The 17,004-nt window shown below is 62.8% G+C and carries 13 protein-coding genes; 3 read left to right on the forward strand and 10 right to left on the reverse strand.

Translation table 11 applies throughout. The features are described 5' to 3' along the window. The first annotated feature begins 23 nt into the window (after positions 1–23). Both AC1DS5_RS00080 and AC1DS5_RS00085 read left to right on the forward strand, forming a co-directional pair. A complete protein-coding gene (locus AC1DS5_RS00080; RefSeq protein WP_477716209.1) occupies positions 24–1,943 on the forward strand; it encodes an ABC transporter permease in 1,920 nt (639 codons plus the stop codon). Between the two features lie 48 nt (positions 1,944–1,991). Beyond that, positions 1,992–3,053: an ABC transporter ATP-binding protein gene (locus tag AC1DS5_RS00085; RefSeq protein ID WP_477716210.1), complete on the forward strand. Its 1,062-nt coding sequence runs from the start codon at positions 1,992–1,994 to the stop codon at positions 3,051–3,053. Between the two features lie 19 nt (positions 3,054–3,072). Here the strand turns inward: AC1DS5_RS00085 and trpD are convergent, their stop codons facing one another. The 6 genes from trpD to AC1DS5_RS00115 are packed head-to-tail and all read right to left on the reverse strand — an operon-like array spanning position 3,073 to position 8,363. After that, positions 3,073–4,113: an anthranilate phosphoribosyltransferase gene (gene trpD, locus AC1DS5_RS00090; RefSeq protein ID WP_477716211.1), complete on the reverse strand. Its 1,041-nt coding sequence runs from the start codon at positions 4,111–4,113 to the stop codon at positions 3,073–3,075. A gap of 10 nt (positions 4,114–4,123) precedes the next feature. Continuing rightward, a complete protein-coding gene (locus AC1DS5_RS00095) occupies positions 4,124–4,774 on the reverse strand; it encodes a LysE family translocator (protein ID WP_477716212.1) in 651 nt (216 codons plus the stop codon). Positions 4,775–4,786: 12 nt separating this feature from the next. Further along, positions 4,787–5,827, reverse strand: coding sequence for a low-specificity L-threonine aldolase (gene ltaE, locus AC1DS5_RS00100; protein WP_477716213.1), 1,041 nt, complete (start codon positions 5,825–5,827; stop codon positions 4,787–4,789). A 60-nt stretch (positions 5,828–5,887) separates the two neighbouring features. Further along, positions 5,888–6,460, reverse strand: a complete 573-nt coding sequence (locus AC1DS5_RS00105; RefSeq protein WP_477716214.1) for an aminodeoxychorismate/anthranilate synthase component II — start codon at positions 6,458–6,460, stop codon at positions 5,888–5,890. Beyond that, positions 6,457–6,774: a chorismate mutase gene (locus AC1DS5_RS00110; protein WP_477716215.1), complete on the reverse strand. Its 318-nt coding sequence runs from the start codon at positions 6,772–6,774 to the stop codon at positions 6,457–6,459. The genes AC1DS5_RS00105 and AC1DS5_RS00110 overlap by 4 nt, the downstream gene beginning before the upstream one ends. Next, positions 6,771–8,363 (reverse strand): anthranilate synthase component I family protein, encoded by a 1,593-nt coding sequence (locus AC1DS5_RS00115; protein ID WP_477716216.1) that lies wholly within the window; start codon positions 8,361–8,363, stop codon positions 6,771–6,773. The genes AC1DS5_RS00110 and AC1DS5_RS00115 overlap by 4 nt, the downstream gene beginning before the upstream one ends. 470 nt (positions 8,364–8,833) lie before the next feature. Here AC1DS5_RS00115 and AC1DS5_RS00120 point away from each other — a divergent pair, with 470 nt between their 5' ends. Beyond that, a complete protein-coding gene (locus tag AC1DS5_RS00120; protein ID WP_477716217.1) occupies positions 8,834–9,436 on the forward strand; it encodes a chalcone isomerase family protein in 603 nt (200 codons plus the stop codon). Positions 9,437–9,539: 103 nt separating this feature from the next. Here AC1DS5_RS00120 and AC1DS5_RS00125 read toward each other — a convergent pair whose 3' ends face one another. From AC1DS5_RS00125 to AC1DS5_RS00140, 4 genes are all read right to left on the reverse strand, one after another. Continuing rightward, complete coding sequence (locus AC1DS5_RS00125) at positions 9,540–11,984, reverse strand: glycoside hydrolase family 5 protein (RefSeq protein WP_477716218.1); 2,445 nt, start codon at positions 11,982–11,984, stop codon at positions 9,540–9,542. A gap of 745 nt (positions 11,985–12,729) precedes the next feature. Continuing rightward, positions 12,730–13,452 (reverse strand): phosphoglycolate phosphatase, encoded by a 723-nt coding sequence (gene gph / locus AC1DS5_RS00130; protein ID WP_477716219.1) that lies wholly within the window; start codon positions 13,450–13,452, stop codon positions 12,730–12,732. Next, positions 13,452–15,986, reverse strand: a complete 2,535-nt coding sequence (locus AC1DS5_RS00135) for a PAS domain S-box protein (protein ID WP_477716220.1) — start codon at positions 15,984–15,986, stop codon at positions 13,452–13,454. The genes gph and AC1DS5_RS00135 overlap by 1 nt, the downstream gene beginning before the upstream one ends. 192 nt (positions 15,987–16,178) lie before the next feature. Beyond that, positions 16,179–16,931, reverse strand: coding sequence for a response regulator transcription factor (locus AC1DS5_RS00140; protein ID WP_477716221.1), 753 nt, complete (start codon positions 16,929–16,931; stop codon positions 16,179–16,181). Positions 16,932–17,004: the final 73 nt, after the last annotated feature.

A 17,004-nucleotide genomic window follows, 5' to 3' on the forward strand; every position in this document is an offset into this window, starting at 1 on the left:
GATGCCCCCATGAAACGCTGCCCTTGAACACCCTCGTTCTCCCCCCTGCGGCAAAACCGAAAACTTTTGCCGACCCCTATGGCTGGCTGCTGGCCGTGCTCGCCACCGGTACCGCCATTCTGTTGATGCCCTGGACCCTGGCCTCCGGCTATGTGGCCGTAGGCTGCCTGCTGGCCGGCCTGGCCAGCTGGGTTGCCACGCGGGCCGGTGCCTTCAAGAGCGACTCCACCATCTCGGCCACCGTCTGCGTGGTCTCGCTGCTGCTGCTCATTTTTGTGGTGTACCCCATCGGCCGCATGCTGCTGGCAGCCTTCATCGACAACAAAGGGCAGTGGGTGGTGCAGAACGCAATGGCGCGGTTCTTCAGCGACGACGTGTGGGGGGCGGGCTGCATCGCCGGCAATGTGCGCTGCGGTGTGGCCATCAACTCGATGGTGCTGGCGATTCTGGCCGGGCTCGGCAGCACTTTTTTCGGCTTTGCGCTGGCCTTGCTGGCCGAGCGCGGCGGGCGCCGCTTTCAAGCCGGGCTGCGCGTGCTGTCCATCCTGCCGGTCGTCACGCCGCCTTTTGTCATTGGCCTGGCCATCATCATCCTGTTTGGCCGCACCGGCATCGCCACGCAACTGCTGAGCGACTGGTTCGATGTACCACGCTCACGCTGGATCTACGGGCTGCCGGGTGTGCTGCTGGCGCAGGTGATCTGTTTTACGCCGCTGGCTTTTTTGCTCATCAGCGGAGCGCTGCGGCTGGTGAGCCCGACGCTGGAAGAAGCCGGGCAGGTGCTGCGCGGCTCGCGCTGGCATGTGTTTCGCACCGTGACCTGGCCGCTGGTGCGCCCGGCGATTGCCAACGCCTTCCTGCTCGGCTTTGTCGAAAGCCTGGCGGACTTCGCCAACCCACTGGTGCTGTCGGGCAACTTCGAAGTGTTGTCCACCAAGATTTTCTTTGCCATCGCCGGCGCGCAGCACGATGCCTCACGCGCGGCGATTCTGGCGCTCACGCTGCTGCTGCTGACCGTGGCCGTGTTCGCGCTGCAGCAGCGCTGGCTCGGCAACGCGTCCTACACCTCGGTAGGTGGCAAAGGTGACAGCGGTTTTCCTGCGGCGCTGCCCACAGGTGTGAAATGGGGCGCGATTGCGCTGGTGCTGCCCTGGACTGTGCTCACCGTGGTTTGCTACGGCATTATTTTGCTGGGCGGAGTGGTGAAAGACATTGGCCGCTTTGACCTCACGCCCTCGCTCGCGCACTTTGCGACCGGCTTTGGCATCGACTGGGGCGTGCGCGGCCTGGTCTTTACGGGTTCTGCGTGGGACAGCCTGTTCACCACGCTGGGCGTGGCGGCCGTGGCCGCGCCGGTGACCACGGCGCTGGGCGTTCTGGCCGGCTATGTGGTGAGCCGCCATGCGTTCAAGGGCAGGCGCACCTTTGAATTCCTCACGATGGTGAATTTTGCCGTGCCGGGCACAGTGATTGGCGTGGCCTACATCGTGGCCTTCAACGTCCCCCCGCTGGAGTTCACCGGCACCTTTGCCATCATCGTGCTGTGCCTGACCTTTCGCAACATGCCCGTCGGTGTGCGGGCCACGGTGGCGGCCCTGTCGCAGCTGGACCGCTCGCTGGACGAGGCATCGGCCACCCTGCGTGCCAGTACCTCGCGCACGTTTTTGCGCGTCATCCTGCCCTTGTTGCGTCCGGCCATCATCGCCAGCCTGGTGTTCAGCTTTACCCATGCCATCACGGCGGTCAGCGCGGTGATTTTTCTGGCGACGGCCAGACACAACATGGCAACCGTCTATATTGCGGGCCGCGTGGAGATCGGGGAATACGCGCTGGCCATCGCCTACTCGTCGGTGCTGATGGCCATCATGCTGGCCTGTGTGCTGATGATCCAGCGTTTCGTGGGCAGCGCCGAACTGGGTCGGCGGCCGCTGATAGCAGCTTGAGTGTTAACGCTTAAAGGGGCGCAGGCCCCAGTTACAGGAACAACAACCATGGCCCAGTCATCCACCGCGGTGGAGTTCAAGCAGGTCGTCAAGCGTTTTGGCAAGGTCGTGGCCCTGCACCCGCTGGACCTGACCATTGCCAAAGGCGAGCTCGTGACCTTGCTGGGGCCGTCGGGCTGCGGCAAGACCACGCTGCTGCGCCTGATTGCCGGACTGGAGCTCCCTTCGGAAGGCACCATCCGCATCAATGGACGCAACGTCACCGGCAGCTCGGCCAACCAGCGCGATGTCAGCCTGGTGTTTCAGTCGTATGCGCTGTTCCCGCACATGAGTTCGCTGGAAAACGTGTGCTACGGCCTGCTGGCCTCGGGCATGAAGAAGACGCATGCGATTGAGCTGGCGCTGGCCAAAATGGAGCTGCTGGGCATCGCCGACCTGGGCGCACGGCTGTCATCGGAGCTTTCCGGCGGGCAGCAGCAGCGCGTGGCGGTGGCCCGCTCACTGGTGCTGGAGCCGGCCGTGCTGATGTTCGACGAACCGCTGTCCAACCTGGACGCGAAGCTGCGCCGCAAGGTGCGCCAGGACATCCGCGATTTGCAGCAGAACCTGAACCTGACCGTGGTCTATGTCACCCACGACCAGGAAGAAGCGCTGGCCGTGTCCGACCGGATTGTGGTGATGGAAAAAGGCCGCATCATCACCATCGGCAGCCCGCGCGAGCTGTATGAATCACCGGCCACACGTTTTGTGGCGGACTTCATTGGCGACGCCAACCTGATCGATGGGGAACTGACCAGCGCAGGCGGCCAGCGGGTTTTTCGTGCGGAGAATGTTGAAGTGCCCGTGCTGCCTCCGGCAGACATACCAGACGGCCCGGTGGCCCTGGCGATACGGCCGCACCGCATCCGCCTGGGCGCGGTCGCCGACGGCGTGCTCCGGGGCACCCTGCTGCGCCAGGCCTACCTGGGCAGCCGCATCGAAAGCCTGGTGGCCACGCCGCTTGGCGAGTTGCTGGTGTTTAGCGATGCCTTGCTGGCCGCCCCCGAACCCGGGGCCGCCGTGGGTGTGTACTTTGCGCCGGGTGATGCCCGTGTGACGGCGCGCGGCTAACTTACTGCGTTACTGAGGCTTATGCACCGCGGTTGCTTGCCGCCACCAGCTGCGCCAGTTTGGCTTTGGCCGCGCCAGATTCGATGGCGGCACGCGCCTTGACGATGCCTTCCTGCATCGAGGAAGCCACATTGGCCGCGTACAGCGCTGCCCCGGCGTTGAGAATGACAATGTCGCGCGCCGCGCCCGGCTGGTTGTCCAGCACGCCCAGCAGCATGGCTTTGGACTGCTCCGGCGTTTCGACGCGCAGCGCGCGGTTGCTGGCCATGGTCATGCCGAAGTCCTCGGGGTGGATTTCGTATTCGGTGATCTCGCCGTTTTTCAGCTCCCCCACGATGGTGGCGGCACCCAGGCTGACCTCGTCCATGCCGTCCTTGCCATACACCACCAGCGCATGCTCGGCGCCCAGGCGCTGCAGCGCACGGATCTGGATGCCCACCAGGTCGGGGTGGAACACGCCCATCAGGATGTTCGGGGCGCTGGCCGGGTTGGTGAGCGGCCCGAGGATGTTGAAAATGGTGCGCACGCCCAGCTCCTTGCGGATGGGCGCGACGTTTTTCATGGCCGGGTGGTGGTTGGGAGCAAACATGAAACCCACGCCGGCTTCTTCAATGCAGCGGGCAATCGCTTCGGGCGACAGGTTGATATTGATGCCCAGGGATTCCATGACATCGGCACTGCCCGACTTGCTGCTGACGCTGCGCCCGCCGTGCTTGCTGACCTTGGCGCCCGCCGCCGCCGCCACAAACATGGAACAGGTCGAGATGTTGAAGGTGTGCGAGCCGTCGCCACCCGTGCCGACGATGTCCACCAGATGGGTCTTGTCGGCCACATTGACCTTGGTCGAAAACTCGCGCATCACCTGCGCGGCGGCCGTGATCTCACCGATGGTTTCCTTCTTGACGCGCAGGCCGGTGATCAGCGCCGCCATCATGACCGGCGACATCTCGCCGCTCATGATCAGCCGCATGATGTGCAGCATCTCGTCGTGAAAGATCTCGCGGTGCTCGATGGTGCGTTGCAGGGCTTCCTGCGGGGTGATTTTGTGGGTGTGCGGCATGAGGGTCTCCTTACTTGCTCGGATTGTCGGACAAAGCCAGCTTCAGGCCAAAGCCGATGAACATGCAGGCAGCGACCCGGTCCAGCCAGTGCATGCCGCGCTGCACGGCATCGCGCCGGGCCATCCAGGCGGCGGCCAGGGCCCAGCCCGAATTGACCGGGATGGCGTTGAGGTTGAACAGCAAGCCCAGCAGCACAAAGGCCAGGGCCTTGTTGTCAGCATCCGGCGCAATGAACTGCGGCACAAAGGCCAGGAAGAAAATCGCCACTTTGGGGTTGAGTACGTTGGTCAGAAAGCCGCCCCGGAAAATCGCTTTCAGGCTGAGCGGTTTCTCAGCGGCGGCCGCAGCGATCAAGTCCGGCGCGGCCTGCGGTGCCTTGGCCAGCAAAATCTTGATGCCCATCCACAGCAGGTAAGCCGCCCCGATGTACTTGAGCACAGTGAACGCGGTGGCCGAAGTCGCGAGCAGCGCGCTCACGCCCAGGGCCGCTGCGAAGATATGGACGAAGCAGCCGGCCGTGATGCCGAGTCCGGCCACCACGCCCACGCGGGCACCGGAGCGCAGCGAATTCGTCACGATGTAGAGTACATCGGGCCCCGGCGTCAGGTTCAGCAGCCAGCCGGCCGCGATGAACAACAACAGGTGCTGAAAGTCAGGCATGGCAAAGCGTCCTTATGCGTTGAAAAACTGACGGATGGCCGCCACCGCGCGGTCCACCCCTGCCGCGTCTACATCGAGATGCGTGACAAAGCGCAGCCGGTACAGGCCCGTCGCCTGAATGCCGTGATCAAGCAGGTGCTTGAGCAGGGCTGCAGATTTGTCCCGCGCCGCGCCGGTCAAGTCCACAAACAGGATATTGGTCTCGGGCGCTTCCACCTGCAAGCCCTCAATGCCAGTCAAGCCATCGGCCAGGCGCTTCGCCAGCGCGTGGTCCTGCGCGAGCCGCTCGATGTGGTGGTCCAGCGCATGCGATGCAGCCGAAGCCAGCACACCCGCCTGGCGCATGCCGCCCCCCGCCATCTTCCGGATGCGGTGGGCCCGCGCAATGAAATCCCGCGAGCCGCACAGCGCCGAGCCCACGGGCGCACCCAGCCCCTTGCTGAAACACACCGACACGCTGTCAAAACACCGCGCGATGCGGCGCGCTTCAGTTTGGGCGTCGCTGCCGGTCAGCGCGGCTTGCGCCACGGCGGCGTTAAACAGCCGTGCGCCGTCCAGGTGACGGGCCAGGCCGTGCTTTTCCGCCAGCCCGGTGGCCTGCTGCAGATAGTCAAAAGGCAACAGCTTGCCGCCCAGCGTGTTTTCCAGTGCCAGCAGGCGGGTACGCGCAAAATGCGGGTCGTCGGGCTTGATGGCGGCTTCGATGTCAGCCAGCGCCAGCGTACCGTCGGGCTGGTGGTTCAGCGGCTGTGGCTGCACGCTGCCAAACACCGCGGCCCCGCCACCTTCCCAGCGGTAGCAGTGCGCCATCTGGCCGACGAGGTACTCGTCGCCGCGCTGGCAGTGGCTCAAAATCGCGCAGAGGTTGCTTTGCGTGCCGGTGGGCACGAACAGCGCGGCTTCAAAGCCCAGCATGCCGGCAATTTTTTCCTGCAGCGCATTGACGCTGGGGTCGTCGCCAAACACATCGTCGCCCAGCGGCGCGGCCTGCATGGCTGCGCGCATGGCGGGGGTGGGCTGAGTGACAGTGTCACTGCGAAGATCAACAGTCATTTCAGCCTTTCGCCAAGTTAGAACGGGGACTAACAGCTATCAAATATATAGCTGACGAGGTCATGCCCGCTGCACCAGGAAGTTCTTCAGCATCGCATGGCCGTGCTCGGTCAGGATGGATTCGGGGTGGAACTGCACGCCTTGAATAGGCAGTTCCTTGTGGCGCACGCCCATGATCTCGCCGTCGTCCGTCCACGCAGTGACAGCCAGCACGTCCGGGCAGGACGACTTTTCAATGGCCAGCGAGTGGTAGCGATTCACGACAAACTGCTCCGGCAGGTCGGCAAACACACCCTCTTGCGTAGTGGTGATCACGCTGGTCTTGCCGTGCATGAGCTGCTGGGCCCGGATGATCTTGCCGCCGAAGGCCGCGCCTATCGCCTGGTGGCCCAGGCAGACACCCAGGATGGGCAGCTTGCCGGCGAAGTGCTGGATCGCCGCCACCGAAATGCCGGCCTCGGCCGGCGAGCAAGGCCCCGGCGAAACCACCAGGAGATCAGGCGCGCGCGCGGCGATGCCCTCCAGCGTGATCTCGTCGTTGCGAAAGACTTCAACCTCGGCGCCCAGCTCACCAAAGTACTGGACGATGTTGTAGGTGAAGCTGTCGTAGTTGTCGATCATCAGGAGTTTCATGATCCTGCCCCTTCTTTCAGGCGCGCGAATTCGCCATGCTCAAACTCGATAAACGCGGCAATCATGGCGCGGTAGGTCGCCTCCATGACGGCCTCGGGAGCGCCGGCCTGCCTGGCCTGCGCACGCACGCGGTCGATGATGAAATCGATGCGCGCCTGGTCGTAGACCTGGTCCGAGCGCTGCTTGATGCGCGCGGCCTGGGCCACATAGCCGCTGCGCTCGGCCAGCAGGGCCACGATGCGGTCATCGAGCGCATCGATGTGCCGGCGCACGTCGGCCATGGTGTCGCAGTGCTGGACAGTTATCTTGCTCATTCCAGACCCTCCTCAACCAGTTCGGAAGCCCGCAGCAGCGCGCGCGCCTTGGCTTCGGTTTCTTTCCATTCCAGCTCGGGGACCGAGTCGGCCACCACGCCGGCCGCAGCCTGCACATACAGGGTCTGGTCCTTGATGATGCCGGTGCGGATCGCGATGGCCACGTCCATGTCGCCCGCATAACTGAGGTAGCCGCAGGCGCCGCCATACAGGCCGCGCTTGGTGGGCTCCAGCTGGTCGATCAGTTCCATCGCGTGCACCTTGGGCGCGCCGGTCAGCGTGCCGGCCGGAAAGGTCGCCTTGAGCACATCCATGCTGGTCATGCCATCGAGCAGCACGCCTTCGACGTTGCTCACGATGTGCATCACATGGCTGTAGCGCTCGACCGCAAAGGCTTCGGTCACCTTGACAGTGCCGGTTTTGGCGATGCGGCCGATGTCGTTGCGCGCCAGGTCGATCAGCATCACGTGCTCGGCGCGCTCTTTCGGGTCATTGACCAACTCCTGCTCGACCGCCTTGTCGGCCTCGGGCGAGGAGGCGCGCGGACGGGTGCCGGCCAGCGGACGGATGGTGATTTTCTGCTCGAACATGGCCCCCACGCTTGCCACTGCGTGTGCTGCGCTGCCCCCCGAGGGGGCCGTGCCTTGCTCGGGGCGGCCCTTCGCGGCGGCCGCCGCCAGGGGAACCTGCTCCTGCCGCACCAGAATCTCGGGCGACGCCCCCACCACATGGAAATCACCGAAGTGGTAGTAATACATGTAGGGCGAGGGGTTGAGCGCGCGCAGCGCGCGGTACAGCGAGAGCGGCGACTCGGTGTAGCGCTTCTTGATGCGCTGGCCGACCTGCACCTGCATGAAATCGCCGGCCTCGATCAGCCGCTTGGCGCGCTCCACCGCGGCAATGTAGTCGGCCTTGGCAAAATCCCGCTCGGCCGGATAGCCCTGCGAGGGCTTGACGACCGGCGCGCTGACGGAGTATTTGAGCTGCTCCCTGAGTTCGCGCAGGCGTTTCTTGGCGTTGGCATAAGCCTCGGGCTGGGCCGGGTCCGCGTACACGATCAGGTAGAGCTTGCCCGAGAGGTTGTCGATCACGGCCAGTTCTTCGCACTGCAGCAGCATGATGTCGGGGCAGCCCAGCGTGTCCGGCGGGCAGGAGGCTTCGAGTTTTTTCTCGATGTAGCGCACCGTGTCATAGCCAAAGTAACCGGCCAGCCCGCCGCAAAAGCGCGGCAGGCCGGGCCGAAGCGCGACCTTGAACCGTTTTTGGTAGTCGCTGATGAAGTCCAGCGGATTGTCCCGCGAGGTTTCAATGACCTGGCCGTCCTTCACCACCTCGGTGAGCATGTCGGCCCCGAAGCCCGAGCAGCGTATCAGCGTTCGCGCGGGCAGGCCAATAAAGCTGTAGCGGCCAAAACGCTCGCCACCCACCACCGACTCCAGCAAGAAGCTGAACTTGCCCCCGTCTTTGGCATTGGCGAGCTTGAGGTAGAGCGACAGCGGGGTTTCGAGATCGGCAAACGCCTCCAGCATGAGCGGAATGCGGTTGTAGCCCTGGCTGGCCAGGCTTTTAAATTCGAGTTCAGTAATCACAGTGGGTCCTTCATCAGGGCGGCGCGTTGTGGGCGCCTGCGCCTGTCATTCAAAACGCCCCGAAGTCCGGGGCCGGGATGCTCGTTGCGTGGCGCACGAGCGCATCAATTCAGGAGGGCGCGGGGACTGCAGCAAATGCACGGTCAGGCGGTACGGCTGACACGTGTACGCCTCAGGCGTGCGCGAGATGACAGGTACGCCAGGGCCAGGCTCCCCGGCCTGCACAACCTGTTTGAATGATGCGATGAATGAACATGTAGCCCAAAGTGTAGCAAAGAAGACCCTGACCGAAAGGGCCATCGTGGCAATTCGGAGAGTCCGGGAAATTCCGGTAAATGGGCAGACTCCCCTAATCAGCGGCAGGTAGCCCCATCCATCTGGCAAACCCTATAGCCGCCAGCGCGTCGCGGGCTTGAAAATAGCCCCACGAAAAAGAACGATCGTTCTATTTAACCCCGCTGGAGACTTTCATGACTTTGTCTTTGCCTTTGTCTTTGTATAAGCAGTGCATCACCGGCCTGGCCGGGCTGATGCTGTCACTTGGCGTGCTGGCCGCGCCGGTGGAGATTTCGGGGGTCAAACTGGATGATCCGGTGGACCTGCATGGCACGAAACTCCAGCTCAATGGCGCCGGCGTCCGCTACAAGGCGGTGTTCAAGGTGTATGTGGCGGGCCTGTATCTGGGCAAGAAGGCCGCCACGCCGGAAGAGGTGTACGCGGCACCGGGCCCCAAGCGCCTGAGCATCACGCTGCTGCGCGAAATTGACTCCAACGAGCTCGGCAAGGCATTCACCAAAGGCTTTGAAGAAAACACGCCCAAAGGCGAGATGTCCAGGCTGATCCCGGGCCTGATCAGGATGGGCCAGATCTTTGCCGACCAGAAAAAGCTGCTGCCCGGCGAAAACTTCACCATTGACTGGATCCCCGGCACGGGCACCGTACTCACCGTCAAGGGCAAGCAGCAGGGCGAGCCGTTCAGGGAAATTGAGTTTTTCAATGCCCTGATGCGCATCTGGCTGGGCCCGCAGCCCGCAGACTGGAGGCTCAAGGACGCCTTGCTGAGTAAAAGCTAAAGCTCAAGCGATTGAAGGGTGCATCGGACTGCGCACACCAGGGGCGGGCCGCCAGACCACCTGCCTCCAGCCGGCGGCAGCCCGCCAGCTGGAGGCACTGCGCTTATATCGCGACGCCCGCGGTGCTCGCCAGGTATTTCTCCAGCACGCCCAGTTCTTCCGCTGTGGGCGCGCCTTTGCCGCTGATGACGGCATAGATGTTTCCCCGGAAGCCATCGCGCGGGTAGTAGCTGAGGTAACCCCAGCCGATCAGCATCTGGTTGAAGGCGCTTGGCGAAAAACTTGCGCTCGCGCCCGCCACCAGGGCAGAGTTCACACGCAGCTTTTGCGACCCTGGCGCGCAGGTGAAGGACACCACGGAGGGCACATTGACGGGCAGCTTCGTCGAGCTGGCCAGTTGCACGGTCTGGCCGCTGGCATCCACCCATTTCGCGCCAGGGCAGCTGTTGGTGAAATTGAGCTCTGACGTGAAGCGGGCCTCGGCCTGTGACGCCTGAAACAACACACCGGTGTTGTACTGGCCGGGCACGCTCACCGCCGCGATGGCAAAGTGCGAATCCTCCAGGTTGTACGGCACCCGGTTTCTGGGATTGGGCTGTATGCCGGGCATCTTGAGCGACTTCTTGCACCAGAAGCCCCAGGTGTTGTAGACCGCATGGTCCGAGTTCTTTTTGCCGTTGGTCACGCGCATCACGGGCACCGACATCGTGCCCATTCCACCATTGGCCTTGTTGACCCAGTTGATCATTTCCAGGGCGTTGCCGGCGCTGGAGCCAAAGCCGGAGTCGGAGATGGCGCGCACCGGCTCGCCGGCGGCGGCGGGAGCACCCTGCAGGTAGTCGGTGTACCCGTCGGCGAGATCCCATTTGGCGGCGTTGTATTTTGCGAGGATCGCCATCGCGGCACCCGGCAGGCTGGTGGCTGCATAGGCGACCGGGTCATTGAGCGAATAGATCTTGCGCTGGGGCGGCACCTGGCCTGACAGCTGGCCATCGCTGGTATAGGTCAGCGTCGCTATGCGGTTGGACTCGGGCACGTAGGTGAATGTGTCCTGGCCGTTCGCGCCGGCGGGAATGGTCAGCACCGTTTTGCTGAACGTGCCGCCGTTGTTCGAGGACACCCCAATGCTCACGGGCGCCGCCAGATTGCCGCGGGCATAGACCGTGATGGTGATGGGCGTGCCCGCCAGCGCATAACCTGGGCCGTCGTCAAACAGCACGGCTTTGGCGATCCCGGCGGATGCCTTCATCGGGCCCGAGACCGACGGCTCCAGCGTCTTGTTCTGGTGCCAGCCCGGCACATGGTTGATCGCGTAATTGCGGATGGGCCAGTGGTTGCCACCCATCCAGCTGTAGATTTCGCAACCGGCTGCGCGTGCATAGCTGACGGCCCTGGAGAACATGGCCTGCCACCGCAGGTCATCGATCGGCATGCCGGTTTCGGTCAGCGCCAGCTTCACACCGTTGGCCTTGGCCCAGTCCGTGGCAATCTTGATGCGGTCGGCGCCGGTCGACTCCGTGATGGAGCCCACGCCAAAGCCCGCGCTGTAGTTCTTGGCCACTTCGGTGTCATAGTCAAAGGCAGCGCCATTGCTGTAGGCATCCAGGTACATGTGGACTTCGTAGATGAGGTTGCTGCCCATCAGCGGGAAACCCGGATTTTTGCTTCCGACAAACATGGCCGAATCCCACAGGTTCCCGGCAACATAGATGGGATTGCCAGCGTCGATGGTGCGAATCGCGTTGATGGCGGCCTGCGCAAAGACCGGCCAGATCGTCAGGTCTTCGGCGGTTTTGACGGCGTCTTCATTCCACGCAACGATGCCGCCCGGCTGGGGCATATCGTGCGGTTCGTTCATCAGGCCGTAGCCGCCAAAACCGGGGTGGCTGCCCCACTTGGCCGCAACACGTGTCCAGAAATCCGTGAAATGGGCTTGCGTGAGCGTGGCGCCTGCGGCCAGTGCAAAAATCCGCGTGCGCACCTGCGTGTTGTCCGTTGTGTAGGGCCTGATCAGCGGATCCGACGGGACCGTCAGGCCAATCACGGAGCCGTCAGCCTGGTACTTGAAGTCCTGGTAGCGGCAGTAGTTGTGGTTGTCGATGATGCACTTGGTACCCGCCGCCGCATGTGCGTCGAGCACGCCGGTGATGTAAGACTCGTAACCCGGATGAAATGCGCCCGGGCTGCCGATGGCAGCGATGGCCGCAGCATTGGCATAGGTACCGGGCAGCATGGGCTGCAACAACTCCCACTGGATGGGCAGGCGGTTCTTGGCGTAGCCATTGGCCGCCAGGTAAGCGACGTCCTGCGCGCGCGGCACGGTGAAGTTCAGGTTGGGCGCCGTGCTCATGCCGAAGCGCAAACCGGGCTTGGCCCACTCCATGCCGGAAAGATTGGTGCCCATGGGCACGCCCGAAATCGTGGGCGCTGGGGGGGGCGTGGTGGTACCGCCCGGGATCGTCTTGATGGGGCGCCCGGCCGAGGCCACGCCCAAGCCACCGAGAGCGGCCGCCGCAACGGCCGCCTTTGAAAATTCACGTCTTTGCATGGGGAATCCTTCAATTTGCAGGTGGGCGCTTCCTGCGCCAGGGGCCGGCCTGACAAAAAAAGAACAAGTCGGCAAATTCACGCTTGTTACAGCGGCGGGTGTACTGTGAAGCGACTCGCGCAAGCTCGGCAGCTGTGTGTGCTGGCGCACACTATTTGTAAGAATTCACCTACGTGCATTAAGGTGGTTTTGACATTGGCGAAATGCCAGGTTGTAGGAAGACTCCTACGGCCAATTTGAAGCTTTCGTGCTCGTTTTACCGTCACAAGCCTTCTTCCACGCACCACAAAGTTTGCGGATTTCAGAAAATTGTTTGTAGGCGCATTCCTACAAGCCACGTTGTACCGCAAAGATTGAAACGAGACCATGAATGTAGGACGAGGCTTACAGCAGGCGAGCCGCAGCAAGCTCGACAATAAAGTCGTGAAAAACGAGCCAAATGCGGGAAGGCAAACCCCGATGGCGGTCGGAAGCAACAGGAAAAATGTTAAAAATATCCCGTAGTCGAAACACAAAGTAATGCATTGATTACAGATTTTTAACCTTTTCACCCCACCCTGACCACTTTCCGGGGTCGATGGCGCGCACCGGGAGAGGCTTCCATCAAGCAAGGCTTCAACGAGGGGCAGAATGCCCAAGAATGTGCCACCCGTTCAGGCGCATAGCCCGCCCGAAGGACAGCCGGGGGCACGCGCTGTTGGCGCGCCCGTTCAGGCCGAGGCAGCACCCGTCATGGCTGCCATCGCTATTGCCATTGCAACTGCGCCAGCGAGTCGATAAACCCGTCGGCATCCACGGCACGCACCGGCTCGCCGTGGTTGTAGCCGTAAGTGACCAGCACCACGGGACAACCGGCCGCGCGGGCAGCCTGGGCATCATTGCTGGAGTCGCCAATCATCAAGGTGCGGCCCGGTCGGGTTCCCAGGGCCTCGCAGGTTTTCAGCAGCGGCAGCGGGTCAGGTTTCTTGCGCTCGAACGAATCCCCGCCAAACACCTCGGCAAAAAAATCCTCCAGCCCCTTGAGCTTGAGCAGCGGGCGCGCAAAGGCCGCCGGCTTGTTGGTCACGCAGGCCAGCTTGAGCCCGGCCCGCTGCAAGCCCCGCAGCCCTTCCGGAACACCCGGATAAACCACCGAATGCAGGCCACTGATGCGGTCATAGTGCCGTTGATATCCCGCATAGGCCCGATCGTAATTGGCTGCTGAATTAATAGCTGGAGATGCCTGACCTTCCTGGACCCGAAGGTGATTCAATACTGAGCGGACCAAATGCTCTGAGCCCTTCCCGACCATGCGGCCCACCGTGGCGGCATCCAGCGGACGCGCCTTGAAGCCCTCCCCGGAAAGATCCGCCAGCATCAGGTTGAGCGCGGCCACGAAGTCCCCCACTGTGTCCACCATGGTTCCATCCAGATCGACAATGGCCGCGTCAAAGGCGCCCGGGTTCAGATGAGGGAAATTGTCACCCATCAATGAGAGTCCTTCCATTGGCGGGCACGCCCGCTCCTGACGGCCCGGCGCAGGCAGTCGAGCATGTGCTGTTCATCGAGCGGCTTTTCCAGCCAGTCGGAAATCTCCAGCGACAGCCGCTCGGCGCGCACTTGATCCTCCTCCGGTGTCACCGACAACACCACGACAGGCAGGCCGGCGGTGCGTTTGTCCTTGCGCAGCTCGGCAATCAGGTCGAGTCCGTTTTCATGGGGTAGCTTGATGTCGACGGTCATGGCCGCATAGGACTCCATCTTGAGGTAGTCGCGGGCCTGCGCCGCCGTATGGGCCACATCCGCATCAAAACCGCCTTTGTCCAGCATCATGCCAATCAGCTGCGCGACATCCGGATCGTCCTCGCACACCAGAATCCGGGGCCGGGCAACCGCATAGAGGCTCATCGGGGCCGTCACGGGCGGGGCCTCCTTCCATTGCGGCAATTCGAAAAAGAAAGTCGTTCCGACGTTCTGCTCCGTCGTGAAGCCAATGCTTCCCTCCATGCGTTCCACAATGGCTTTGGAAATGTTGAGGCCCAGCCCTGTTCCGCCCCGCTGCCGCGTGTCAGACGCGTCGGCCTGGGAAAACTTCTGGAAAATGTGTTTTCGAAATTCTTCAGGTATGCCGGGGCCCTTGTCGCGGATCTCGACGCGCACGCGCTCCGCCTCGCCGCGCAGCAGAATCTGCACCGTCCCTTCCGCCGGGGAGAATTTGATGGCGTTTGACAGCAGGTTCGTCGCCACCTGAATCAGGCGGTCGCTGTCCGCGTAGACACTCACGGGATGGCGGCCGGCACGCAGCACCAGCTTCACCTGATGCTGGGCTGCAAAACCCTCGTTCGCGGCGAGCACCTGCTCCATCAGGGGCTCCAGTTCCACCGGCTGCATCTCAAAGCGCATTTTGCCGGACTCGATTTTTTCGCTGTCAAGGATGTCGTTGATCAGGCGGATGAGCCGTTCACAGTTGTTTTTGGCAATGCCCACCAGCGCTTTCGCCTTCTCTGGCAACTCGCCGGTGACGCCGCCCCAGACAAGTCCCAGCGAGCCGCGTATGGACGTGAGGGGGGTCCGCAATTCGTGGCTGACGGTGGACACGAACTCGCTCTTCATGCGGTCAACGCGCTTGAGCTCGGTGACGTCGTTGCCCAGCGCGAAAAATCCGATGGCCTGGTCCCACTCCTTGCCCTCGCCATAGCGCGGGAAATAATCCATCACGTATTCGCGGCGCCGGCCGGAAGCGCTCACCTGCTCGCGTTCATACCGCACCGAATAGCCCCCAAGCGCTTCCGCGACGTGGTCTTTCACCCCTGCGTAAAACTCCGCCCCCATCACCTCCAGCAGGGTTTTCTGGTGAATTTGCTCGTGCGACAGGCCAAACGCCTCTTCATAGGCCTTGTTGTGGAACTGGAGGCGCTGGTCTTTGTCAACGTAGGCAATCAGCGCGGGAACGGTATCCGTGAGCTGGCGCAGCTGCGCTTCGCTGTCGCGCAATGCCTGGCTGATCCGTTTGCTTTCGGTGATGTCGCGAATGATGGCCGTGAACAGCCGCTGTCCGCCCACATGGACGTCCCCGAAAGACACGTGGACCGGAAATTCGGTGCCGTCGCGGCGCACCCCGCGGACCTCGGTGCCGGCCTCCCTGAAATCGCGGGGGCGGCGGGCCAGGGCCTCATAAAATGCGGTGAAATTCGCCCGGTAGCGCGCCGGCAACAAAGTAGCCACCTGGCGGCCGACCAGGTCTTCAAGCGTGTAGCCGAAGAGGGACCGCGCGGCGCTGTTGGCGCCGACAATAATGCCTTCCGGGGTGGCCGTCACCACCCCTTCTGCCATGCTCTCGGTCACGGCCCGGCTCATGGCTTCGCTGTCGGAAAGCCGCGCCTCCACAAGGCGGCGCTGGGCCTGAAAGCGGCTGATCATCAGGAGGGCCCATGCCAATACGGCAAGCGAGAGCACGCCGCCTGACAAAATCAGCCGCTTGACGGTCTGGGCGCTCTGCCGGGTCTCTTCCTTTGAGCGCTCCAGCGCCAGCGTTTCAGCGCTTTTGATGCGATGGGCCAACGCGTCAATCTCCTGGTGAAGCTGACGGTTCGGGCCACTGCCGACCAGGGCCGCGGCAGCCTCCAGCCCCGCCTGCTGCCGGGCCGCGACGGTCTGCTCCATCAGTTCAACCCGCCGGGTGATCAGGTCTTTCAGCGCAAGCAACGCCTGCGACGTGTCGGTTGGCGTTTGCGCGCCGGACACGTGCAGCAGCGCCTGTTGCAACCGTGCCCGGCCTTGCCGGTACGCCGTCAGGTCATTTGCCGTATGGGTGAGGAGGTAGCGCCGCTGCAGGGACTCCGTGGTGTTGAACTGGGAAACGATTTCCTCCAGAAGCTGTACCGTTTCCCGGGTTTTCGTCTCCTGCTGTGCATCGCTGATCAATGCATTGATCGTGATGTACGACGCGGCCGTACTCAGGACGATCAGGGCCAGCCCCATGCACAGGGCCAGGTTGACAGTGGCGCGAAAGGGTAGCTTCATGGTGGCTTGGGGTTTGGACCTCGTGACCTCGTCTTGGGGCTCAATGTGCCAGGGGCCGGTGACCGCAGATGCCCCGAACCGGCTCATCCAGGGAGCGTGATGGTGCGTGCGGGCCGGATACGCCACAGCGGCATGCCCTGCCCGAGTGATTTATGCACGGGTTGGCAGGCGGTCCATCGCCCGGGGCCTGCATCACTGCTGCCCGACCACCGTCCGCACTGCCTCCAGCAGGGAATCGATCTCGACGGGCTTGGTGATATAGCCATTGGCGCCCCCCGCCAGGCCTTTCAACACAGACTCCCGGGTTGCCTTGGCAGTCAGCATGATGACGGGCACATCCTTAAGTGCCGGGTGCGCACGCATTCTGAGCAGAATGTCAAAGCCATCGGCATCGGGAAGCATCACATCGAGAAGAACGAGATCGGGCCTCGGGGGTTTACGAAACTCGGCCACGACCTCGGCACGGGACCCGGCGACTCGCACATCAAACCCTTCAAAAATCAGATACTGGCTCAGGAAACTGGCCAGAAGCGGGTCGTCATCCACAACAATGGCCGATAAGCGCTGCCCCGGAGTACGCGTGGGATGCACCGCGCGCTTGTGCGCAATCCGGACGTAGTAGCTGGAGTTCTTGAGTGACGCGGCACAGGCATCGGCTTCAGCGTTGGCCTGGGTCAACGCCATGGCACTGAACTGGAACTGCAGCGACGCGGCAAAGGAATCCGGATGGACCACCGCCGCAAGGTTCTTGAAGACCAGATTCCGGAGCGTCTCATCGAATGTTTCGAGAGCCGCTGCACTCATGCTCTGCCGAATCTGCGCCAGCGTCAAAACACCGTCAAGTCGCACCAGCAATTCGACCTCGGGCGGTGAAATGGTGGTGACCGAACCGCGCAACTCCTGTTCGCCGTTCGAAGTAACCCCGTAAACATCGGTGTAGTCCAAGGTATTGGCTCCTCTCGTGACGTGCGGCGTGACATGCGCCCGGTTGCTGTCAAATTCCGGTGCTTGAGGGTCG

The sequence above is a fragment of the Polaromonas sp. P4_H1 genome, from assembly GCF_056400945.1.